The 22,848-nt window shown below is 57.5% G+C and carries 18 protein-coding genes and 1 riboswitch; of the genes, 11 read left to right on the top strand and 7 right to left on the bottom strand.

Annotated features, from left to right (window positions below; translation table 11 throughout):
- Positions 1 to 157 precede the first annotated feature (157 nt).
- A complete protein-coding gene (rpmE, locus tag IB212_RS22480; protein ID WP_003862040.1) occupies positions 158 to 370 on the top strand; it encodes a 50S ribosomal protein L31 in 213 nt (70 codons plus the stop codon).
- Positions 371 to 418: 48 nt separating this feature from the next.
- Here rpmE and metJ read toward each other — a convergent pair whose 3' ends face one another.
- A complete protein-coding gene (gene metJ / locus IB212_RS22475) occupies positions 419 to 736 on the bottom strand; it encodes a met regulon transcriptional regulator MetJ (RefSeq protein WP_003862042.1) in 318 nt (105 codons plus the stop codon).
- Positions 737 to 1,011: 275 nt separating this feature from the next.
- Here metJ and metB point away from each other — a divergent pair, with 275 nt between their 5' ends.
- From metB to katG, 4 genes are all read left to right on the top strand, one after another.
- Complete coding sequence (gene metB / locus IB212_RS22470) at positions 1,012 to 2,172, top strand: cystathionine gamma-synthase (RefSeq protein WP_021242813.1); 1,161 nt, start codon at positions 1,012 to 1,014, stop codon at positions 2,170 to 2,172.
- A gap of 2 nt (positions 2,173 to 2,174) precedes the next feature.
- Positions 2,175 to 4,607: a bifunctional aspartate kinase/homoserine dehydrogenase II gene (locus IB212_RS22465; protein WP_041911800.1), complete on the top strand. Its 2,433-nt coding sequence runs from the start codon at positions 2,175 to 2,177 to the stop codon at positions 4,605 to 4,607.
- Positions 4,608 to 5,228: 621 nt separating this feature from the next.
- Positions 5,229 to 6,116: a methylenetetrahydrofolate reductase gene (metF, locus tag IB212_RS22460; protein WP_041911801.1), complete on the top strand. Its 888-nt coding sequence runs from the start codon at positions 5,229 to 5,231 to the stop codon at positions 6,114 to 6,116.
- A 146-nt stretch (positions 6,117 to 6,262) separates the two neighbouring features.
- Complete coding sequence (gene katG, locus IB212_RS22455) at positions 6,263 to 8,443, top strand: catalase/peroxidase HPI (protein WP_041911802.1); 2,181 nt, start codon at positions 6,263 to 6,265, stop codon at positions 8,441 to 8,443.
- 113 nt (positions 8,444 to 8,556) lie between these two features.
- On the opposite strand, the gene fsa is transcribed toward katG, so the two are convergent.
- From fsa to argE, 4 genes are all read right to left on the bottom strand, one after another.
- Positions 8,557 to 9,219: a fructose-6-phosphate aldolase gene (fsa, locus tag IB212_RS22450; protein ID WP_041911803.1), complete on the bottom strand. Its 663-nt coding sequence runs from the start codon at positions 9,217 to 9,219 to the stop codon at positions 8,557 to 8,559.
- Positions 9,220 to 9,347: 128 nt separating this feature from the next.
- Entirely contained in the window at positions 9,348 to 10,112 is a 765-nt protein-coding gene (locus IB212_RS22445; protein ID WP_041911804.1) for an AraC family transcriptional regulator, read from the bottom strand.
- Positions 10,113 to 10,169: 57 nt separating this feature from the next.
- A complete protein-coding gene (ppc, locus tag IB212_RS22440) occupies positions 10,170 to 12,821 on the bottom strand; it encodes a phosphoenolpyruvate carboxylase (RefSeq protein WP_041911805.1) in 2,652 nt (883 codons plus the stop codon).
- A gap of 271 nt (positions 12,822 to 13,092) precedes the next feature.
- The gene (gene argE, locus IB212_RS22435) at positions 13,093 to 14,244 is read right to left on the bottom strand and encodes an acetylornithine deacetylase (protein WP_028014830.1); all 1,152 of its coding nucleotides are present in this window, start codon (positions 14,242 to 14,244) and stop codon (positions 13,093 to 13,095) included.
- Positions 14,245 to 14,332: 88 nt separating this feature from the next.
- On the opposite strand from argE, the gene argC reads away from it, so the two are divergent.
- From argC to oxyR, 4 genes are all read left to right on the top strand, one after another.
- A complete protein-coding gene (argC, locus tag IB212_RS22430) occupies positions 14,333 to 15,337 on the top strand; it encodes an N-acetyl-gamma-glutamyl-phosphate reductase (RefSeq protein WP_041911806.1) in 1,005 nt (334 codons plus the stop codon).
- A gap of 6 nt (positions 15,338 to 15,343) precedes the next feature.
- Entirely contained in the window at positions 15,344 to 16,120 is a 777-nt protein-coding gene (gene argB, locus IB212_RS22425; RefSeq protein WP_098946274.1) for an acetylglutamate kinase, read from the top strand.
- Between the two features lie 74 nt (positions 16,121 to 16,194).
- Positions 16,195 to 17,568, top strand: a complete 1,374-nt coding sequence (gene argH / locus IB212_RS22420; protein WP_041911807.1) for an argininosuccinate lyase — start codon at positions 16,195 to 16,197, stop codon at positions 17,566 to 17,568.
- A gap of 310 nt (positions 17,569 to 17,878) precedes the next feature.
- Positions 17,879 to 18,796, top strand: a complete 918-nt coding sequence (oxyR, locus tag IB212_RS22415; protein ID WP_025758848.1) for a DNA-binding transcriptional regulator OxyR — start codon at positions 17,879 to 17,881, stop codon at positions 18,794 to 18,796.
- Here the strand turns inward: oxyR and sthA are convergent.
- The gene (sthA, locus tag IB212_RS22410) at positions 18,779 to 20,179 is read right to left on the bottom strand and encodes a Si-specific NAD(P)(+) transhydrogenase (protein WP_041911808.1); all 1,401 of its coding nucleotides are present in this window, start codon (positions 20,177 to 20,179) and stop codon (positions 18,779 to 18,781) included. The genes oxyR and sthA overlap by 18 nt on opposite strands.
- A 196-nt stretch (positions 20,180 to 20,375) precedes the next feature.
- Here sthA and fabR point away from each other — a divergent pair, with 196 nt between their 5' ends.
- Complete coding sequence (gene fabR / locus IB212_RS22405) at positions 20,376 to 21,014, top strand: HTH-type transcriptional repressor FabR (protein ID WP_008501784.1); 639 nt, start codon at positions 20,376 to 20,378, stop codon at positions 21,012 to 21,014.
- Positions 21,015 to 21,023: 9 nt separating this feature from the next.
- Positions 21,024 to 21,383: a YijD family membrane protein gene (locus IB212_RS22400; RefSeq protein ID WP_008501783.1), complete on the top strand. Its 360-nt coding sequence runs from the start codon at positions 21,024 to 21,026 to the stop codon at positions 21,381 to 21,383.
- A 55-nt stretch (positions 21,384 to 21,438) separates the two neighbouring features.
- Here IB212_RS22400 and trmA read toward each other — a convergent pair whose 3' ends face one another.
- The gene (gene trmA, locus IB212_RS22395) at positions 21,439 to 22,539 is read right to left on the bottom strand and encodes a tRNA (uridine(54)-C5)-methyltransferase TrmA (RefSeq protein WP_041911809.1); all 1,101 of its coding nucleotides are present in this window, start codon (positions 22,537 to 22,539) and stop codon (positions 21,439 to 21,441) included.
- A 104-nt stretch (positions 22,540 to 22,643) separates the two neighbouring features.
- Positions 22,644 to 22,820: riboswitch (cobalamin riboswitch) on the top strand.
- Positions 22,821 to 22,848: the final 28 nt, after the last annotated feature.

The raw sequence follows: 22,848 nt of genomic DNA, 5'->3' as shown, positions 1-22,848 counted from the left end.
AGTAAAAGCGGCGTGCGGATCAGTTTGCATACGTTGGTTAAATTCTGTATGATTCGCCGCCTTTGGTGTACTTTACGCCAAAGAACTTACATTCAACATCGCGTGGTGTCTGGCGTTAGGGCTGGAAGAGCGACGCGGCCTTAACTGAGGTTCTCCCATGAAAAAAGATATTCACCCGAAATACGAAATGATTACTGCAAACTGCTCTTGCGGTAACTCTATCCAGATCCGCTCTACCGTGGGTCACGATCTGAACCTGGACGTGTGCGGCAAATGCCACCCGTTCTACACTGGTAAGCAGCGTGATGTTGCAACCGGTGGCCGTGTTGACCGCTTCAACAAGCGTTTCAGCATCCCGGGCGCTAAATAAGTTTCCCGAAAAAAAGGCACCGCAAGGTGCCTTTTTTGTATCCGCTTCTCAGTATTCCCACGTCTCCGGGTCAATACCCAGTTCACGCATGATCACCTTCGCCTCTTCCGGGATTTCATCGCTACGCTCTTTGCGCAGATCGTCATCGTTCGGCAACGGTTGGCCGGTAAACGCATGCAGGAACGCTTCGCACAGCAGTTCGCTGTTGGTCGCGTGACGCAGGTTGTTCACCTGACGACGCGTACGTTCATCGGTGAGGATCTTCAACACCTTCAGAGGAATGGAAACCGTAATTTTCTTTACTTGCTCACTCTTCTTACCGTGCTCAGCGTATGGGCTGATATATTCGCCGCTCCATTCAGCCATGAGATACCTTTAATCCTCTCAGTCATTAATCTAAAGGTGCAAACCGGTCACTGCCCGTTTTGAACCGTAATCTTGCGTAGTTTACCGTAGAGACGATACCGTGGCACGGATATTGCCGCTGCAGCGTGCACTAAAGCATATAATTTTAACGGCTATTTGCGCATTGCTCAATCTATACGCAAAGAAGTTTAGATGTCCAGATGTATTGACGTCCATACTTTCAATGTTTACTCTGGTGGCTGACTTTTCACCTCATTCGCCAGGAAGCCCTCACCATGACGCGTAAACAGGCCACGATCGCAGTGCGTAGCGGATTAAATGATGACGAGCAGTACGGCTGCGTTGTCCCGCCCATTCATCTTTCCAGCACCTACAATTTCACCGGATTTAATGAACCGCGCGCGCATGACTACTCGCGTCGCGGCAACCCTACGCGTGATGTAACCCAGCGCGCGCTGGCGGAACTGGAAGGCGGCGCGGGTGCGGTATTAACCAATACCGGTATGTCTGCCATTCACCTGGTGACCACGGTGTTCCTGAAGCCTGGCGATCTGCTGGTTGCGCCGCACGACTGTTACGGCGGCAGCTATCGTCTGTTTGACAGCCTGGCAAAGCGCGGCTGCTACCGCGTGCTGTTTGTCGATCAAAACGACGAACAGGCGCTGAAACAGGCGCTGGCAGAGAAGCCGAAGCTGGTTCTGGTGGAAAGTCCAAGCAACCCATTGTTGCGCGTTGTCGACATTGCGAAAATTTGTCAGCTCGCAAGGGATGCGGGAGCGATAAGTGTAGTGGATAATACCTTCCTCAGTCCGGCCCTTCAGAACCCGTTAGCACTGGGTGCGGATCTGGTATTGCATTCATGCACCAAATATCTGAACGGTCATTCTGACGTGGTGGCGGGCGTGGTGATTGCAAAAGATCCCGACGTTGTCACGGAACTGGCATGGTGGGCTAATAATATCGGCGTCACCGCGGGCGCGTTCGACAGCTACCTGCTGTTGCGCGGCATCCGCACGCTGTCGCCGCGCATGGACGTGGCGCAGCGTAATGCCCAGGCGATTGTCGATTTCCTGAAAACCCAGCCGCTGGTGAAGAAGCTTTATCACCCGTCGCTGCCGGAAAACCAGGGGCATGAGATTGCCGCGCGCCAGCAGAAGGGATTTGGCGCGATGTTAAGTTTTGAACTGGACGGTGACGAGCAAACGCTGCGTCGCTTCCTGAGCGGGCTGTCATTGTTTACGCTGGCGGAATCCTTAGGTGGGGTTGAAAGCTTGATCTCCCACGCCGCGACCATGACGCACGCAGGTATGGCACCGGAAGCACGTGCCGCCGCCGGGATTTCCGAGACGCTGCTGCGTATCTCGACCGGTATTGAAGATTCTGAAGATTTAATTGCCGATCTGGAAAATGGCTTCCGGGTCGCAGCCAAGGGGTAATCATGAGTGTGATAGCGCAGGCAGGGGCGAAGGGTCGTCAGCTGCACAAGTTTGGTGGTAGTAGTCTTGCTGATGTGAAATGTTATCTGCGCGTCGCAGGGATCATGACCGAATATTCACAGCCGGGTGACATGATGGTTGTCTCGGCGGCGGGCAGCACCACCAACCAGTTGATTAGCTGGCTGAAACTGAGCCAGACCGATCGCCTTTCTGCGCATCAGGTGCAACAGTCCTTACGTCGTTACCAGAGCGAGCTGATTGCCGGCCTGCTGCCTGCGGACGTGGCGGACGGGCTGATCAGCGCCTTCACGCATGACCTTGAGCGTCTGGCTGCTCTGCTGGACAGCGGGATTACCGACGCGGTGTATGCCGAAGTGGTGGGCCACGGTGAAGTGTGGTCCGCGCGCCTGATGGCCGCCGTGCTGCAACACCTGGGCGTGGACGCGGCCTGGCTCGACGCGCGTGATTTCCTGCGTGCGGAACGCGCCGCGCAGCCGCAGGTGGACGAAGGGTTGTCCTATCCGCTGCTGCAACAGCTGCTGGTGCAGCATCCGGGCAAACGTATTGTCGTCACCGGCTTTATCAGCCGCAGCAACGCCGGTGAAACCGTGCTGCTGGGTCGTAACGGTTCGGACTACTCGGCAACGCAGATTGGTGCCCTGGCGGGCGTGTCCCGCGTTACCATCTGGAGCGACGTGGCCGGTGTCTACAGCGCGGACCCGCGTAAAGTGAAAGATGCCTGCCTGCTTCCGTTGCTGCGTCTCGACGAAGCCAGCGAGCTGGCGCGTCTGGCGGCACCGGTTCTGCACGCGCGCACGCTGCAGCCGGTTTCCGGCAGCGATATTGACCTGCAGCTGCGCTGTAGCTATACGCCGGATCAGGGGTCCACGCGCATTGAGCGCGTGCTGGCGTCCGGCACGGGCGCGCGCATTGTCACCAGCCACGACGACATCTGCCTGATTGAGTTCCAGGTCCCTGCGGGTCAGGACTTCAGGCTGGCGCATAAAGATATCGACACGATCCTGAAGCGCGCCCAGGTGCGTCCGCTGGCCGTTGGCGTGCATAACGATCGTCAGCTGCTGCAGTTCTGCTATACCGCCGAAGTGGCGGACAGCGCGCTGAAAATTCTCGACGAAGCGGGCCTGCCGGGCGAGCTTCGCCTGCGTCAGGGGCTGGCGCTGGTGGCGATGGTCGGCGCGGGCGTCACCCGAAACCCGCTGCACTGCCACCGCTTCTGGCAGCAGCTGAAGGGCCAGCCGGTGGAGTTCACCTGGCAGTCGGAAGAGGGCATCAGCCTGGTCGCCGTGCTGCGTAAAGGCCCAACCGAAAGCCTGATTCAGGGTCTGCACACCTCGCTGTTCCGCGCGGAAAAACGCATCGGCCTGGTGCTGTTTGGCAAGGGTAACATCGGTTCCCGCTGGCTGGAGCTGTTCGCCCGCGAACAGGTCACGCTTTCGGCGCGTACCGGGTTTGAATTTATTCTTGCGGGCGTGGTGGATAGCCGCCGCAGCCTGCTGAACTACGAAGGGCTGGATGCCAGCCGGGCGCTTGCCTTCTTTAACGATGAAGCGGTTGAGCAGGATGAAGAGTCGCTGTTCCTGTGGATGCGCGCGCACCCGTATGACGATCTGGTGGTGCTGGACGTCACCGCCAGCGAACAGCTTGCCGATCAGTATCTGGATTTCGCCAGCCACGGTTTCCACGTCATCAGCGCCAACAAGCTGGCGGGGGCGAGCAGCACCGATAAATACCGTCAGATCCACGACGCGTTTGAAAAAACGGGCCGCCACTGGCTCTATAATGCCACCGTTGGCGCGGGCCTGCCGGTTAACCATACCGTGCGTGACCTGATTGAAAGCGGCGACAGCATTCTGGCGCTGAGCGGGATCTTCTCCGGCACGCTCTCCTGGCTGTTCCTGCAGTTTGACGGCACCGTACCGTTCACCGACCTGGTGGATCAGGCGTGGCAGCAGGGCTTAACCGAGCCCGATCCGCGCGTTGACCTCTCCGGTAAAGACGTGATGCGCAAGCTGGTGATCCTGGCGCGTGAAGCCGGTTATGACATCGAGCCGGATTCCGTACGCGTCGAGTCGCTGGTGCCTGCGGGCTGCGAAGAAGGTTCTGTAGACCACTTCTTCGAAAACGGCGACGAGCTGAATGACCAGATGGTGCAACGTCTGGAAGCGGCAAACGAGATGGGGCTGGTGCTGCGCTACGTGGCGCGTTTCGAGGCGAACGGTAAGGCGCGTGTGGGTGTCGAGGCGGTGCGTCCTGACCATCCGCTGGCGGCCCTGCTGCCGTGCGATAACGTCTTCGCCATTGAAAGCCGCTGGTACCGCGATAACCCGCTGGTGATCCGCGGCCCGGGCGCGGGGCGCGATGTCACCGCTGGGGCTATCCAGTCCGATATTAACCGTCTGGCTAAGCTGCTGTAAAAAGTGAATTTCCCTCTCCCTGTGGGCTGAGGAATCCCCAGTAATTTTTTCCTGAAGCGATGAACATTGCTTCAGAGAAATGAATAACTAACAGCGATGTCCTGGTCCGGCTGTAAATCGCTGAGGCGTTTCCTGTAGGCCGGGGCGAGGCGCATGGATGCGCCGAGAGGGCGGGCTTTACAGGGACGTTACCTCCGCCCGCCCCCGACAAGCCGGAAGGAATAAGCCGAAGGCACCGCGAAGCGGCGATTGAGCCGCCCTGGCACGTTCACAGGTCATGTCCTTACAGAGTAGCAAGGAACATAAAGTGAACGGAATGACCACCAGAGCCGTATGTTCCCCCTCACCCCAGCCCTCTCCCTCAAGGGAGAGGGGGTCGTCCGTGCTGGTATTATTTTGTGGGGATCCCTCAGCCCACAGGGAGAGGGTTAGGGTGAGGGCATCAGACCGCGCTCACCCTCATCATGAACTCCCTTCATCTTCCCTGAGCAAACCTCACCGTTATTGTGATTATTTCTGTTGACGTCACGCCGCTTTTCCGTCATTTTTACATCTGGACGTCTAAACGTATAGAAGTTCACAACACAACAGACAATGACACGCGAAAGATAGAGGTAAGGTATGAGCTTTTTTCACGCCAACCAGCGGGAAGCACTGAATCAGAGCCTGGCCGAAGTAAACGGCCAGATTAACGTCTCTTTTGAATTTTTCCCGCCGCGCACCAGTGAAATGGAGCAAACCCTGTGGAGCTCTATCGATCGCCTGAGCAGCCTGAAGCCGAAGTTTGTCTCCGTGACCTACGGCGCCAACTCCGGCGAGCGTGACCGTACGCACAGCATTATTAAAGGCATCAAAGATCGTACCGGTCTGGAAGCAGCGCCGCATCTGACCTGTATTGACGCCACCCGCGATGAGCTGCGCGCCATTGCCCAGGACTACTGGAACAACGGGATTCGCCATATCGTTGCCCTGCGTGGCGATCTGCCGCCGGGAAGCGGCAAGCCGGACATGTACGCTACCGATCTGGTCGCGCTGCTGAAAGACGTTGCTGATTTTGATATTTCCGTGGCCGCCTACCCTGAAGTCCACCCGGAAGCGAAAAGCGCCCAGGCGGATTTGCTTAACCTGAAGCGTAAGGTGGAGGCCGGTGCCAACCGCGCCATCACCCAGTTCTTCTTTGACGTGGAAAGCTATCTGCGCTTCCGCGACCGCTGCGTCTCGGCAGGTATCGACGTCGAAATTATCCCGGGCATTCTGCCAGTCTCTAACTTCAAACAGGCGAAGAAGTTCGCCGATATGACCAACGTTCGCATTCCGCTGTGGATGTCCAAAATGTACGAAGGGCTGGACGATGACGCGGAAACCCGCAAGCTGGTGGGGGCCAATATCGCGATGGACATGGTGAAGATCTTAAGCCGCGAAGGGGTGAAGGACTTCCACTTCTACACGCTTAACCGCGCGGAGATGAGCTACGCCATTTGTCATACGCTGGGCGTTCGTCCGGCGTAATCAGCAAAAAGCCCTCATAAAGTGAGGGCTTTTTAATCATATAAAAAGTTAAAAGGTATTAACTATCGAATCTGTGGATTAATTCAACTATATCTTATTGCTAGTGGTGTATATCGTAACGGTATCACTGTAAAGGGAGCATAGCGATGAGCACGTCAGACGAGACCAATAACGCGGCATCCGCCGGCAAATGTCCGTTCCATCAGGGCGGCGTCGATCACAGCGCGGGCGCAGGTACCGGCAGCAAAGAGTGGTGGCCTAAACAACTCCGCATCGATCTTCTAAACCAACATTCCAACCGTTCGAACCCTCTGGGTGAAGACTTCGACTACCGCAAAGAATTCAGCAAGCTCGACTATTCCGCCCTCAAGGGCGATCTCAAAGCCCTGTTAACCGATTCTCAACCGTGGTGGCCTGCCGACTGGGGCAGCTACGCGGGTCTGTTTATTCGCATGGCCTGGCACGGTGCCGGTACTTACCGCTCCGTTGACGGACGCGGCGGCGCCGGACGCGGCCAACAGCGCTTTGCGCCGCTGAACTCCTGGCCTGATAACGTCAGCCTGGATAAAGCGCGCCGCCTGCTGTGGCCAATCAAGCAAAAATACGGACAAAAAATCTCCTGGGCCGACCTGTTTATTCTCGCGGGTAACGTGGCGCTGGAGAACTCCGGCTTCCGCACCTTTGGTTTTGGCGCCGGTCGTGAAGACGTCTGGGAACCGGATCTGGACGTGAACTGGGGTGATGAAAAAGCCTGGCTGACCCACCGTGACCCGGAAGCACTGGCGAAGCGCCCGCTGGCGGCCACCGAAATGGGGCTGATTTACGTGAACCCGGAAGGGCCAAACGCCAGCGGTGAACCGCTGTCTGCGGCTGCGGCAATCCGCGCCACCTTTGGCAACATGGGTATGAACGACGAAGAGACCGTCGCGCTGATTGCTGGCGGCCATACGCTCGGTAAAACCCACGGCGCGGGTGAAGCTACGCATGTAGGCACCGATCCGGAAGCCTCGCCGATTGAAGCGCAGGGCTTAGGCTGGGCCAGCACGCACGGCACCGGTATTGGCGCTGACGCCATCACCTCCGGGCTGGAAGTCATCTGGTCGCAAACTCCGACCCAGTGGAGCAACTACTTCTTCGAGAACCTGTTCAAATACGAATGGGTGCAGACCCGCAGCCCGGCAGGTGCGATTCAGTTTGAAGCCGTGGATGCGCCGGAAATCATGCCAGACCCGTTTGACCCGTCGAAAAAACGTAAGCCAACCATGCTGGTCACCGACCTGACGCTGCGTTTCGACCCGGAATTCGAGAAAATTTCCCGTCGCTTCCTGAACGATCCGCAGGCCTTTAACGAAGCCTTCGCGCGCGCGTGGTTCAAACTGACCCACCGTGATATGGGGCCAAAAGCGCGGTACATCGGCCCGGAAGTGCCGAAAGAAGATCTGATTTGGCAGGATCCGCTGCCTCAGCCGGTGTTCCATCCGACACAGGAAGATATCGAAAGCCTGAAAGCGGAAATTGCGGCCTCTGGCCTCTCCGTGAGCGAGCTGGTTTCCGTGGCTTGGGCGTCTGCATCGACCTTCCGCGGTGGCGACAAGCGCGGCGGCGCCAACGGCGCGCGTCTGGCGCTGGCGCCTCAGCGCGACTGGGATGTGAACGCCGCGGCGGTACGTGCGTTACCGGCTCTGGAAGCTATTCAGCGCACCACCAATAAAGCCTCGCTGGCGGATATCATCGTGCTGGCGGGCGTTGTGGGCGTTGAGCAGGCGGCGAAAGCCGCGGGCGTTTACGTCAACGTGCCGTTCACGCCGGGCCGTGTGGATGCGCGTCAGGATCAGACGGATATCGAGATGTTTAACCTGCTCGAACCGATTGCCGACGGCTTCCGCAACTACCGTGCGCAGGTGGATGTGTCCACGACGGAATCATTGCTGATTGATAAGGCCCAGCAGCTGACCCTGACCGCACCTGAGCTGACGGTGCTGATCGGTGGCCTGCGCGTGCTGGGCACGAACTTTGATGGCAGCAAGAATGGCGTATTCACCAGCCGCGAGGGCGTGCTGAGCAACGACTTCTTCGTGAACCTGCTGGATATGAATACCCAGTGGAAAGCGACCGACGATTCAAACGAGCTGTTTGCCGGTAGCGATCGCGCCAGCGGTGAAGTGAAATACACCGCGACCCGCGCCGACCTGGTCTTCGGTTCGAACGCCGTCCTGCGCGCGCTGGCCGAGGTTTACGCCAGCAGCGATGCGCACGAGAAGTTTGTCCGTGACTTCGTTGCCGCATGGGCGAAGGTGATGGATTTGGATCGGTTTGACGTGAAGTAAAAGCAATCCCCGCCACGGCGGGGATTTTTTTGCCAGTCATCCAGGCGGGGTAAGGCGTAGCTGTCACCCGCTTTTCAGGCGATCGAGTTTTTTTTTTGCGAACCTCTTCTCCCTTAGAGATTGAGGTTACCAAACGCGTTTTTCCAGTCCTGCTCGAACTTTTCTATGGCCGACTCTACCGCTGGGGTACCGAGCATTTGTTGCGCTACGTCTAAGGGGAGCGTGATTGCCTCGCATCCGGCCAGCAGGCAGTCCAGCGCCTGACGCGGTGTTTTAAAGCTGGCAGCCAGCACCATGCTTTCCGGCGCATGCAGTTCCAGCAGGGACTGCAGCTCCTGTACCATGCCAATACCGTCGCCGCCCTGTGCGTCGACGCGGTTGACGTACGGCGCAACGTATTTCGCGCCTGCCAGAGCGGCCAGTAAACCCTGAGCGGCGCTGTAAACGGCGGTGCCCAGCGTGGTAATACCCTCTCTTTTCAGCCCTTTAATGGCGATAAGCCCCTGCGCGGTGACCGGAATTTTCACCACAATACCCGGGATGGCATTACTCAGGCGTTTGGCCTCCGCCACCATGCCTTCGGCGTCGCGGCTCATGGTTTGAGCAAACAGCGTGCCCGCCGGCCCGATGGCTTGTTGCAGCCGCGGCAGCACGTCCCAGATGGATTCACGGCTGGCGGCAATGATGCTCGGATTTGTGGTGACGCCCGCGATGGGGAAGACGCGGGCAAGGCGTTCCACTTCCGCCACGTTGGCGGTATCCAGATACAGTTCCATTATTTTTCCTTAAGTCAGAAAGGTTGAATAAAGGATACGGTGGACCTGGGCGCGGCTGATACAGGTCAATTTTGCCAAATACTGGACAAATGTAATGTCCTTAGAGAAGTGAGAGAGCGATCACAATGCTACTTTTTGGCGATCAGCTGGCTGTGGTACTGGCGACGATATTCGGAAGGGGAACGCTCGGTGTGCTTGCGAAAGAGGCGACAAAAGTAGTTGCTGTCAGGAAATCCGCAGCGTGCGGCAATATCTTTAATTTTGAGATCGTAGCCTTTCAGCAGCTGGCGTGCATGTTCCAGCCGCGTTTGTGTCAGATACTCGTTGAACCCCACGTGGCCGATCTTCTGAAAGAGATGGGAAAGGTAATTCGGCGAGATGTAGAACGCCTGTGCCACGGATTCGCGCGTTAACGAAGAGGCGTAATTTTCTTCGATATAGCTACGAACGGCTTCGAATAGCGCCCGGCTGCGGTTAGCGGTGTGGATGTCACTGCCAAGCAGATCCCGGCAGTGGCTGAGCAAGCTTAATACCACCAGCATGGCTGTGTCTTGCTCGTCTGGCTGCATCTGTAATTCTGTGAGCGCTTGCAGAAGAAAAGCACCCGTTCGCGGGCCACGCCGGGGAACCTGCAGCTGCTGCAAAAGCGCGTTGTCACGCTGTAAATCGAGAGTCAGCTGCTGCTTACCGAAATGTATGCTCAGGACGTTAGGCGGTGGAAGCGTGATGTGTCCAATGGATGAAAATATCGCCTCACAGGGGGTAGCAAGGGTAATGACGAGGCAGGGAGATGTTCGGGGATGCTGTTCAGCCAGCGCTGAGAAATGAATCTGGCCCAGCGGTAACGTACGGTTCACCAGGTGAGCCAAAATTCGGGTGATATCGGAATACATGAGAAGACTACCGAAACGTGCCGGGCGGCGCTAAAAACGCCTGCCCGGCATAAAGCATTACCCAGTGTTACGCATACCCGCCGCAACGCCCGCAATCGTCACCATCAGCGCCTGTTCAACGCGCGGATCCGGCTCTTTACCTTCTTCTTCCGCCAGACGCGAACGGTGCAGCAGTTCAGCCTGTAAAACGTTCAGCGGGTCGGTGTAGATGTTACGCAGCTGGATTGACTCGGCGATCCACGGCAGGTCCGCCATCAGGTGCGAGTCGTTGGCGATGTCCAGCACCACTTTGATGTCGCCTTCCAGCAGTTCGCGCAGTTCTTTACCCAACGCCCACAGCTCTGGTTTCACCAGCCGCTGGTCGTAGTATTCCGCCAGCCACAGGTCGGCCTTCGAGAAGACCATCTCCAGCATGCCCAGACGGGTAGAGAAGAAGGGCCAGTCGCGGCACATGGTTTCCAGTTCGTTCTGTTTGCCGTCTTCCACCACTTTTTGCAGCGCGGCACCGGCACCCAACCAGGCGGGCAGCATCAGGCGGTTCTGCGTCCAGGCGAAGATCCATGGAATGGCGCGCAGGGATTCAACGCCACCGGTCGGGCGACGCTTTGCAGGACGCGAGCCCAGCGGCAGTTTACCCAGCTCCTGTTCAGGCGTGGCCGAGCGGAAGTAAGGGACAAAATCTTTGTTTTCACGCACGTAGCCGCGGTACAGATCGCAGGAGATGTCTGACAGCTCGTCCATGATGCGGCACCAGGATTCTTTTGGCTCCGGCGGTGGCAGCAGGTTCGCTTCCAGGATCGCGCTGGTATAGAGCGACAGGCTGCTGATGGTCACTTCCGGCAGGCCGTACTTGAAGCGGATCATCTCGCCCTGCTCGGTCACGCGCAGGCCGCCTTTCAGGCTTCCCGGCGGTTGAGAGAGCAGCGCTGCGTGAGCAGGCGCGCCACCGCGGCCAATGGAGCCTCCGCGACCGTGGAACAGGGTCAGCTCAATACCGGCTTTCTCGCAGGTTTTGATCAGCGCATCCTGAGCCTGATACTGCGCCCAGGACGCCGCCATCACGCCCGCATCTTTCGCGGAGTCGGAATAGCCAATCATTACCATCTGCTTGCCCTGAATAAAGCCGCGATACCAGTCGATGTTAAGCAGCTGGGTCATGACGTCGTTGGCGTTGTTCAGGTCGTCGAGGGTCTCAAACAGCGGGGCGACTGGCAGGGCGTAGTCGATGCCCGCTTCTTTCAGCAGAAGATGAACGCCCAGCACGTCGGACGGGGTTTTCGCCATGGAGATCACGTAGGCGGCCACCGATCCTTTCGGCGCATCGACGATCGCTTTACAGGTGTTGAGCACCTCGCGGGTGTCGTTGCTTGGCTCCCAGTTGCGCGGCAGCAGAGGGCGCTTGGAGTTCAGCTCGCGGATCAGGAACGCCTGCTTGTCGGCTTCTGACCAGCTTTCATAGTCACCGATGCCGAGATAGCGGGTCAGCTCGCCCAGGGCTTCAGTATGGCGGGTACTTTCCTGACGGACGTCGATACGCACCAGCGGTACGCCGAAACACTTCACGCGGCGCAGGGTATCGAGCAGTTCGCCGTTGGCGATGATGCCCATGCCACAGGCCTGGAGTGATTTATAGCAGGCGTACAGCGGCTCCCAGAGCTGTTCGTTCTGGCTCAGCAGACCTTCCGGCTTCGGCAGGCGCTGGCCTTTAAGGCGCGCTTCCAGCCACGCCTGGGTGGCCATCAGCTGACCGCGAAGTTTTTTCATCAGGAAACGGTACGGCTCGCTGGCACCTTCTTCACCGGCCAGCGCGCGCAGTTCCGGCGTCGCTTCAACCATCGACAGCTCGGAGATCAGCACCTGAATATCCTTCAGGAACAGGTCGGTCGCTTTCCAGCGGCTCAGCAGCAGGACGTGACGGGTGATTTCCGCGGTCACGTTCGGGTTGCCGTCGCGGTCACCGCCCATCCAGGAGGTGAAGCGCACCGGCACAAAGTCTACCGGCAGACGATAGCCCAGGTTTTCTTCCAGCTGTTCGTTCAGCTCGCGCAGGTAGTTTGGTACCCCTTCCCACAGGCTGTTTTCCACCACCGCAAAGCCCCATTTGGCTTCGTCGACCGGGCTTGGGCGATGCTTACGAATTTCATCGGTGTGCCAGGACTGGGCAATCAGCTGGCGCAGACGGCGCATCAGCTGGTTGCGCTCGTAGTCGGCAATGTCTTTGTTATCCAGCTGCTTCAGGCAGCTGTTTACTTCCACCATCTTGTGGATCAGCGTACGACGGGTGATTTCGGTTGGGTGTGCGGTCAGCACCAGCTCCAGCGAAAGGGACTCCACCGCTTTTTTGATGGTGGCTTCGTTGAGGTCTGGCTGGTCTTTCAGTTTACGAAGGGTGCGGGCAATGACTTCCGGGTTGCTGGCCGCTTCGCCGTTTGGCGAAATGCTGTGGTATTGCTCAGCGGTGTTTGCCAGGTTCAGGAACTGGCTGAAGGCGCGGGCAACGGGCAGCAGCTCATCGTTAGAGAGGTTCTGCAAGGTGGTGAGCAGCTCCTGACGACTGGCCTCGTTACCGGCACGGGAAGATTTGGACAGCTTGCGGATGGTTTCAACGCGGTCGAGGATGTTCTCCCCTAATGCGTCTTTGATGGTATCTCCAAGCACTTTGCCGAGCATGCTGACATTACTACGCAACGCGGAATATTGTTCGTTCATAAAAACCCAGTCACCCCATCATTTTTGTTTATGCCCAGGCGAAAATCTTCTGGACATTATTTTGTCATCTCCCTTTATAAAGCCACGTAAAACCCCCGTCGTCAATTGCTGCGAAAACGGTTCAGCAAACGAATAAATGCGGGCAATTTACGAAATTTAATTCGCATTGCGTCAGATAAGAGATGCTTATGGAAATGTGACGGTGATCATGCGATTTGTTGCCCTCACCCTAACCCTCTCCCACGGGGAGAGGGGACTTTTCGGTGCGGTTTTAATGCCAGCAGAAGTGATGCACAACCTGGGTAATCAGCTCGCGGGTGGGCTTGATGAAGCGGGTTTCCAGATATTCATCCGGCTGGTGGGCCTGATTAATGGAGCCAGGGCCGAGGACCAGCGTCGGGCAAAGCGTTTGAATAAAAGGCGCTTCGGTGCAGTAGTTCACCACGTCGGTTTTCTCGCCGAGCAGTTTTTCCACCACCTGAACCAGCTGGTGGTCTGGCGGGCATTCGTAGCCCGGGATTGGCGGATGCAGTTCGGAGACTGTCAGGCGTCCCGGCCAGCGCTCGCTCACCGGGGCCAGCGCTTCATTCAGCAGGCCATCCAGATCGCTCAGCGTCATGCCCGGCAGCGGACGGATATCCATATGCAGTTCGCAGCAGGCGCAGATGCGGTTGGACGCATCGCCGCCGTGCAGGCTACCGAGGTTCAGCGTCGGATACGGCACGGTGAATGCCTCGTAGTGATACCGCTCTTTCAGGTCGTCGCGCAGGGTCATAATGCGGCCAATGGCGTCGTGCATCAGCTCAATGGCGTTCACGCCGCGCGCTGGATCGCTGGAGTGACCGGACTGGCCCAGCACGCGCACCGCGGTAGAAATATGGCCTTTGTGCGCACGAATCGGCTGCAGAGAGGTCGGTTCACCGATGATCGCGCAGTCCGGACGAATCGACGTGTTTTCAGAGAAATAACGTGCGCCCGCCATGCTGGTCTCTTCATCGGCGGTTGCCAGAATGTAGAGCGGTTTTTTCAGCTTCGTCACGTCCACGTCACGCAGCGCGTCGAGGATAAAGGCAAAGAAGCCTTTCATGTCGGCGGTGCCCAGACCGTAGAGCTTGTTGTCATGCTCGGTCAGGGTGAACGGATCGCGCGTCCAGCGGCCGTCGTCAAACGGTACGGTGTCGGTATGGCCGGCCAGCAGCAGGCCGCCCGCGCCGGTTCCGGTGCTGGCGAGCAGGTTAAATTTGTGGCGTGTTCCGGGGACGGGCTGAACCTCAACGTTAAACCCAAGATCGCTAAACCAACCCGCCAGCAGATTGATTAAAGACTCATTGCTCTGATCCAGCGCTTCTTCGGTCGCACTGATGGACGGTGTGGCAATCAGGGCGCGGTAGATCTCGATAAATGGCGGTAAGTTCATTTTCATTGTTGACACACCTTAGGTCGTGATAGTATCAATATTCATGCAATAAATGTGAATAAAAATACATTAACGTTGAGCATAAAGGAACCCGATGTTGAATACGCTGATTGTAGGCGCTAGCGGTTATGCGGGCGCAGAGCTTGTAAGCTACGTAAATCGCCACCCTCATATGACCATAACCGCTTTGACCGTGTCAGCGCAAAGCAATGATGCAGGAAAGTTAATTTCCGATTTGCATCCGCAGCTTAAGGGCATGGTCGATCTGCCGCTGCAGCCGATGTCTGACATCAGCGAGTTTACCGACGGCGTCGACGTGGTGTTTTTAGCCACCGCGCACGAGGTCAGCCACGACCTTGCGCCGCAGTTCCTGGCGGCCGGCTGCGTGGTGTTTGACCTCTCCGGCGCGTTCCGCGTTAACGACGGCGCGTTCTACGAAAAATATTACGGCTTCACTCATCAGCATCCGGATCTGCTTGAAAAAGCGGTGTACGGCCTGGCGGAGTGGAGTGCGGATAAACTGAAAGAAGCGGACCTGATTGCCGTTCCGGGCTGCTACCCGACGGCGGCACAGCTCTCCCTGAAGCCGCTGATCGACGCCGGTCTGCTGGATCTAAGCCAGTGGCCGGTGATCAACGCCACCAGCGGCGTGAGCGGTGCGGGGCGCAAGGCCGCTATCTCCAACAGCTTCTGCGAAGTGAGCCTTCAGCCGTATGGCGTGTTTAATCACCGCCATCATCCTGAAATCACCACCCATCTGGGCGCGGAGGTGATTTTTACCCCGCACCTGGGCAGCTTCCCGCGCGGGATCCTCGAAACCATCACCTGTCGCCTGAAGTCGGGCGTGACGAAAGAGCAGGTGAGCGAGGCCTTCACGCAGGCGTATGCGGATAAGCCGCTGGTGCGTCTGTACGACAAAGGCGTGCCGGCGCTCAAAAATGTGGTTGGCCTGCCGTTCTGCGATATCGGCTTTGCCGTACAGGGCGAGCATCTGATTGTGGTCGCCGCAGAAGATAACTTACTCAAAGGCGCTGCCGCACAGGCAATGCAGTGTGCAAATATTCGTTTCGGCTTCCCTGAAACGCAGGCTCTTATTTAAGGTGTGATGATGAACCCATTAATTATCAAACTCGGTGGTGTACTGCTGGACAGCGAAGAAGCGCTGGAGCGCCTGTTTACCGCGCTGGTGAACTATCGCGAATCGCACCAGCGTCCGCTGGTGATTGTGCACGGCGGCGGCTGCGTGGTGGATGAGCTGATGAAAGGGCTGAATCTGCCGGTGAAAAAGAAAAATGGCCTGCGCGTCACGCCTGCTGACCAGATTGACATCATTACCGGCGCGCTGGCGGGCACGGCGAACAAAACGCTGCTGGCATGGGCGAAGAAACACCATATTGCGTCCGTTGGCCTCTACCTGGGCGACGGTGATAGCGTAAAAGTGACCCAGCTCGACGAAGAGCTCGGCCATGTTGGACTGGCGCAGCCAGGTTCGCCTAAGCTGATTAACACCCTGCTGGAAGGCGGTTTCCTGCCGGTGGTGAGCTCTATCGGCGTGACCGAAGAGGGCGAGCTGATGAACGTTAACGCGGACCAGGCGGCAACCGCGCTGGCGGCCACGCTGGGCGCAGACCTGATCCTGCTCTCCGACGTGAGCGGCATTCTTGACGGTAAAGGCCAGCGCATAGCGGAAATGACCGCCGCCAAAGCCGAGCAGCTGATCGCTCAGGGCATTATTACCGACGGCATGATCGTCAAAGTGAACGCCGCGCTGGATGCGGCGCGCACGCTGGGCCGTCCGGTAGATATTGCCTCCTGGCGTCACGCGGAGCAATTGCCGGCGCTGTTTAACGGCACGCCGATTGGCACACGTATTTTAGCGTAAGTTTTTAATGAATGACCGTAGGCCGGGTAAGCGTAGCGCCACCCGGCGGAACTAACGAATAAAGGAACGATGTTATGGCACTTTGGGGTGGGCGTTTTACACAGGCAGCGGATCAGCGGTTCAAACAGTTCAATGACTCTTTGCGCTTCGACTACCGCCTGGCCGAACAGGATATTGTCGGCTCTGTGGCCTGGTCCAAAGCGCTGGTGACCGTTGGCGTACTGACCGCAGACGAACAGCAGCAGCTGGAAGAGGCGCTGAACAACCTGCTGGAAGAGGTGCGTCTGGATCCGCAGCAAATTCTGCAGAGCGATGCCGAAGATATTCACAGCTGGGTGGAAGGCAAACTGATCGACAAGGTCGGCCAGCTGGGTAAAAAGCTGCACACCGGCCGTAGCCGTAACGACCAGGTCGCCACCGACCTGAAGCTGTGGTGTAAAGAGACCGTTGGCGAACTGCTGGCGGCAAATCGTCAGTTGCAGGGCGCGCTGGTGGAAACCGCGCAGAACAATCAGGACGCGGTGATGCCGGGTTATACCCACCTGCAGCGCGCGCAGCCGGTGACCTTTGCGCACTGGTGTCTGGCCTACGTTGAGATGCTGGCGCGTGACGAAAGCCGTCTGCAGGATACCCTGAAGCGTCTGGACGTCAGCCCGCTGGGCAGCGGCGCGCTGGCCGGTACGGCGTATGAAATCGACCGCGAACAGCTGGCAGGCTGGCTGGGCTTTGCTTCCGCCACCCGCAACAGCCTGGACAGCGTATCTGACCGTGACCACGTGCTGGAGCTGCTCTCCAATGCCTCTATCGGGATGGTGCATCTTTCACGCTTTGCCGAAGACCTGATCTTCTTTAACTCCGGCGAAGCGGGCTTCGTTGAGCTGTCCGATCGCGTGACCTCAGGCTCATCGCTGATGCCGCAGAAGAAAAACCCGGACGCGCTGGAGCTGATCCGCGGCAAGTGCGGTCGCGTGCAGGGCGCGCTGACCGGCATGATGATGACCCTGAAAGGGCTGCCGCTGGCGTATAACAAAGATATGCAGGAAGACAAGGAAGGGCTGTTCGACGCGCTCGACACCTGGCTGGACTGTCTGCACATGGGCGCGCTGGTGCTGGACGGCATTCAGGTGAAACGTCCGCGCTGCCAGGAAGCGGCGCAGCAGGGCTATGCCAACTCTACCGAACTGGCGGACTACCTTGTCGCGAAGGGCGTACCGTTCCGCGAGGCGCACCATATTGTGGGCGAAGCGGTGGTGGAAGCGATTCGTCAGGGTAAACCGCTGGAAGATCTGGCGCTTGCCGACCTGCAAAAATTCAGCGCGGCGATCGGGGAGGATGTGTACCCGATTCTGGCGCTGCAGTCCTGCCTGGATAAACGTGCGGCGAAAGGCGGCGTGTCGCCGAAGCAGGTGGCGCAGGCGATTGCGGATGCGAAAAACCGGCTGGTTTGAACCGTGCGGGCTGGTGCCCTCACCCAGGCCCTCTCCCACAGGGAGAGGGAGTAAAACGGAGCCTGGCTTAGCGCCAGGCTTTTTTATGTTTATGCAAAAAAAAAGCGGACCACGGGGTCCGCAAAAGTTCACGTTGGCTTTAGTTGTTCGAGTTTTGAGAGAAACTCGCTGACGGTGCGGGGACGTCAAGGGTCAAACACGTGCCGCCTCGTCTATGTGGTGTATTATTCAACAGAATGCTTGATAGGGATAATCGTTCGTTGCTATGCTATCTATCGCCATGAACTATCGTGGCGACGGAGGATGAATAATGAATATTCGTGATCTTGAATACCTGGTAGCGTTAGCCGAGCATCGTCACTTTCGCCGCGCGGCAGATTCCTGCCACGTCAGCCAGCCGACGCTGAGCGGGCAGATCCGCAAGCTGGAAGACGAGCTGGGCGTGATGCTGCTGGAGCGCACCAGCCGTAAGGTGCTGTTCACCCAGGCCGGTCTTCTGCTGGTGGATCAGGCGCGCACCGTGCTGCGCGAGGTCAAAGTGCTCAAGGAAATGGCAAGCCAGCAGGGAGAGGCCATGTCCGGCCCGCTGCATATTGGCCTGATCCCAACCGTTGGCCCGTACCTGTTACCGCACATCATTCCGATGCTGCACCAGACGTTCCCGAAACTCGAAATGTACCTGCACGAAGCGCAAACCCATCAGCTGCTGGCGCAGCTGGACAGCGGCAAGCTCGACTGCGCCATTCTGGCACTGGTAAAAGAGAGTGAAGCCTTTATTGAAGTACCGCTGTTCGATGAGCCGATGATGCTGGCGATCTATGAAGATCACCCGTGGGCGAACCGCGATCGCGTGCCGATGGCCGATCTGGCCGGTGAAAAGCTGCTGATGCTGGAAGACGGTCACTGCCTGCGCGATCAGGCGATGGGCTTCTGCTTCGAAGCGGGCGCTGACGAAGATACCCACTTCCGCGCAACCAGTCTGGAAACGCTGCGTAATATGGTGGCGGCGGGAAGCGGTATTACGTTGCTGCCTGCGCTGGCCGTACCGCGCGAGCGTAAGCGTGATGGCGTGGTGTACCTGCCGTGCATTAAGCCGGAGCCGCGTCGCACCATTGGCCTGGTGTATCGCCCAGGGTCACCGCTGCGCAGCCGCTATGAGCAGCTGGCAGAGGCCATCCGCGGTGCGATGGATGGCCATTTCGACAGCGCGTTAAAACAGGCGGTTTAAGCCGTTCAGCGCGGCTACCCGATAGGCTTCTGCCATGGTCGGGTAGTTAAAGGTGGTGTTAACGAAGTACTCAATGGTGTTACCACCACCTTTCTGCTCCATGATTGCCTGGCCGATATGAATGATTTCCGCCGCGCGTTCACCAAAGCAGTGAATCCCGAGGATCTCTTTCGTCTCGCGATGGAACAGAATTTTCAGCGTACCTACGCTCATCCCCACGATCTGCGCCCGCGCCAGATGTTTAAACTGGGCACGACCTACCTCGTAAGGCACCTTCATTGACGTCAGCTGCTGCTCGGTTTTTCCCACGGAACTGATTTCCGGAATGGTGTAGATCCCCGTCGGGATATCTTCGATCAGATGCGCCGTCGCTTCGCCTTTCACCAGCGCCTGAGCGGCAATGCGGCCCTGATCGTAAGCAGCGGAGGCCAGGCTCGGGTAGCCAATTACATCGCCCACCGCGTATACGTGCGGCAGTGCGGTCTGATACATGCTGTTGACCTTCAGCTGACCGCGGCTGTCTGTTTCAAGCCCGATATTTTCCAGCCGCAGTGAATCGGTATTGCCGGTACGGCCGTTGGCGTACAGCAGGCAGTCGGCTTTCAGCTTCTTACCGGACTTCAGGTGCATGATCACACCGTCATCGCAGCCTTCTATTTTCTCGTACTCTTCGTTGTGACGAATCACCACGCCGCTGTTCCAGAAGTGGTAGGAGAGGGAGTCTGACATTTCCTGATCGAGGAACGCCAGCAGGCGGTCGCGGGTGTTAATCAGGTCAACTTTAACATCCATTCCGCGGAAGATCGACGCATATTCGCAGCCGATGACCCCTGCGCCATAGATAATGACGTGGCGGGGTTCATGGTGCAGGCTCAGAATGGAGTCGCTGTCGTAGACGCGTGGGTGTGAGAAGTCGACGTCGGCCGGATGGTAAGGGCGTGAACCGCAGGCAATCACAAATTTTTCAGCGGTGATTGTCTCAATCGAACCGTCGTGGCATTCGAGTGCCAGGGTGTGTTCATCCACAAAATGCGCGTTGCCCTGCAGGATTTCACAATGGTTACGCTCATAAAAGCCCTGACGCATGCGCGTCTGCTGGTTAATGACGGTATCCGCGTGATTCAGGATGTCGGCAAAGGAGGAACGAAGAAGTCGGGAGTGGTCGCTGTAAAGAGGGTTCTGGTTAAATTCGATAATGCGGCTAACGGCGTGGCGGAGGGCTTTCGATGGGATGGTGCCCCAGTGGGTGCAACCGCCGCCGACATTATGGTAGCGCTCGATGACCGCTACTCTGGCTCCCTGTTTCACCAGACCCATAGCAGCACCTTCGCCGCCGGGGCCGGAACCAATAATTATTGCGTCGTAATCGTAGGAATGTGGCATGGCAAGGCTTACCTGTTCTTATACATAAAAGCAACAGAATCATAACATCATTGCCAGGGTAACCCAATTATCGTTGTGCTTTTTTCCGGCAGTGGAGCACAAACCGCACGTAAACAATCATTCACAAAGCTGAGCAAACAGATTAATTTTATTCTCTGGTATAGTGCCATCAGGCCTTTGGAAGGATTCAACTATCGTGATGGGCGTAAGAGCACAACAAAAAGAGAAAACCCGGCGTTCGCTGGTGGAAGCCGCATTCAGTCAACTGAGTGCTGAGCGGAGTTTTGCCAGTTTGAGCCTGCGCGAAGTCGCACGCGAGGCCGGGATTGCGCCAACGTCCTTCTATCGTCACTTCCGTGATGTGGATGAACTGGGCCTGACCATGGTCGACGAGAGCGGTTTGATGCTGCGCCAGCTGATGCGCCAGGCGCGTCAGCGTATCGCCAAAGGCGGCAGCGTGATCCGCACCTCCGTGTCGACGTTTATGGAATTTATCGGCAATAACCCCAACGCGTTTCGTCTGCTTTTGCGCGAGCGTTCGGGCACATCGGCAGCGTTTCGTGCCGCCGTCGCGCGGGAAATTCAACACTTCATCGCGGAACTTGCCGACTATCTTGAACTCGAAAACCATATGCCGCGTGCCTTTACTGAAGCACAGGCCGAGGCGATGGTGACGATTGTGTTCAGCGCGGGTGCCGAAGCGCTGGACGTCAGCATTGAACAACGCAAGCAGCTTGAAGAGCGACTGGTATTGCAGCTCAGGATGATCTCCAAAGGCGCGTACTACTGGTATCGCCGTGAACAAGAGAAACTGGCACATCAAACCGAAGAGTGAAGGTGAGTAATGAAACAGTCAGGTCAGGATAAAGGGACGCTGTTGCTGGCATTGATCGCTGGCTTATCCATTAATGGCACGTTTGCCGCTATTTTTAGCTCCATCGTGCCATTTTCGATTTTCCCGCTTATTGCGCTGGTGCTGACGGTCTACTGCCTGCATCAGCGTTACCTGAACCGTACGATGCCGGTTGGGTTACCGGGGCTGGCCGCTGCCTGTTTTATTCTGGGCGTATTGCTGTATAGCACCGTGGTGCGCGCGGAGTATCCGGATATCGGCTCTAACTTCTTCCCTGCGGTACTGTCCGTGGCGCTGGTGTTCTGGATTGGCTCGCGCATGCGTAGCCGCAAGAGCCAACTGCCAGAGTAATGAGGTCTGAGCAGGGCAGGTAAGCGAAGCGCCACCTGCCGAAAACGCCGGCGAGTTACTTCGCCGTGAGCAGTACACCGCACTCCATATGGTGTGTATACGGGAACTGATCGAACAGCGCCAGACGTTCAACCTTGTGCGTCTGGCTTAATGTTTCCAGATTCTTGCACAGCGTCTCCGGGTTACAGGAGATGTACAAAATACGCGGGTACGCCTGCACCATCTTCTCGGTTTCGCTGTCCAGGCCGCTGCGCGGCGGGTCGACAAAAATCGTCTCACACTGATAGCTCTTCAAATCGATCCCTTCCAGGCGGTTAAACTGGCGTACACCTTTCATGGCCTGGGTGAACTCTTCTGCCGCCATGCGAATGATCTGCACGTTATCGATATGATTAGCGGCGATGTTGTACTGCGCGGCCGCTACCGACGGCTTGGCAATTTCCGTTGCCAGCACGCGTTCGAAGTTACGCGCCAGCGCCAGCGAGAAGTTGCCGTTACCGCAGTACAGCTCAAGCAGATCGCCCTTAGACCCTTCCGTCGCCTTCAGCGCCCACTCCAGCATCTGCACGTTCATCGCGGCGTTCGGCTGGGTGAAGCTGTTTTCCACCTGACGGTAAACCATCTCTTTACCCGCCACCGGCAGACGCTCGTCGACGTAATCCTGATCCAGCATGATTTTGGTTTTTGTCGCGCGGCCAATCAGGTGCACGTTGATGTTCTGCGCACGCAGCGTATCGCGCAGGGCTTCGGCCTGCTCGCGCCATTCGTCGGTCAGCGCTTTGTGGTACAGCAGAGAGACAATCGCCTGATTGCTTTGCGTGGTCAGATAGTCAATCTGGAACAGCTTGTGGCGCAGCACCTGATTGTTGCGCACGCCTTCAATGATCAGCGTCATCAGCTGGTTGATAAGCTCGCTCGCTGCCGGGAAGCTGTCCACGCGAATGCGTGATTTGGTCTGCTGATCAAAAATGATGTGGTACAGGTCGTCGCCGTCATGCCAGATGCGGAACTCGGCGCGCATGCGGTAGTGGCTGACAGGGGAGCGGAACACCTCGGGAACGGGCGCGTTGAAAGGCGTCATCATACTTTGCAGACGGACAACTTTCTCGGCCAGCTGCGCGTCGTACTGTTCTGTCGGGAGGTGTTCTGGGGTCATGATGCGTCCTGAGTGATAAAGAATTACGCGGGGATTGTAGGGATTGTTCAGGGGATGTCCAGATTTAATGGCCAATAGCTGTCTGGACATCTATACGTGTCTAATTGTAGCATTCTGTTTCCGGTCTCCTGAGAGTGAAAAGGGAATCCAATGAAAATCTGGAGCTGACGCGCAGCGGTAAAGACTGGCGGGATGAGAGCTGTAGACACTGTGAAAATGGGAAGTCTTCATCCGTATAACGCCACCTAGCCCGAAGACCTGCCGGGATCACGTCGCATTTGGTTTCATCATCGCGTGCTATAGATGAGG

Origin of the sequence: Enterobacter sp. E12 (assembly GCF_014596715.2) — a bacterium.
GTDB classification, from domain to species: domain Bacteria; phylum Pseudomonadota; class Gammaproteobacteria; order Enterobacterales; family Enterobacteriaceae; genus Enterobacter; species Enterobacter bugandensis.
This window is presented reverse-complemented; position numbering and strand designations above follow the sequence as displayed.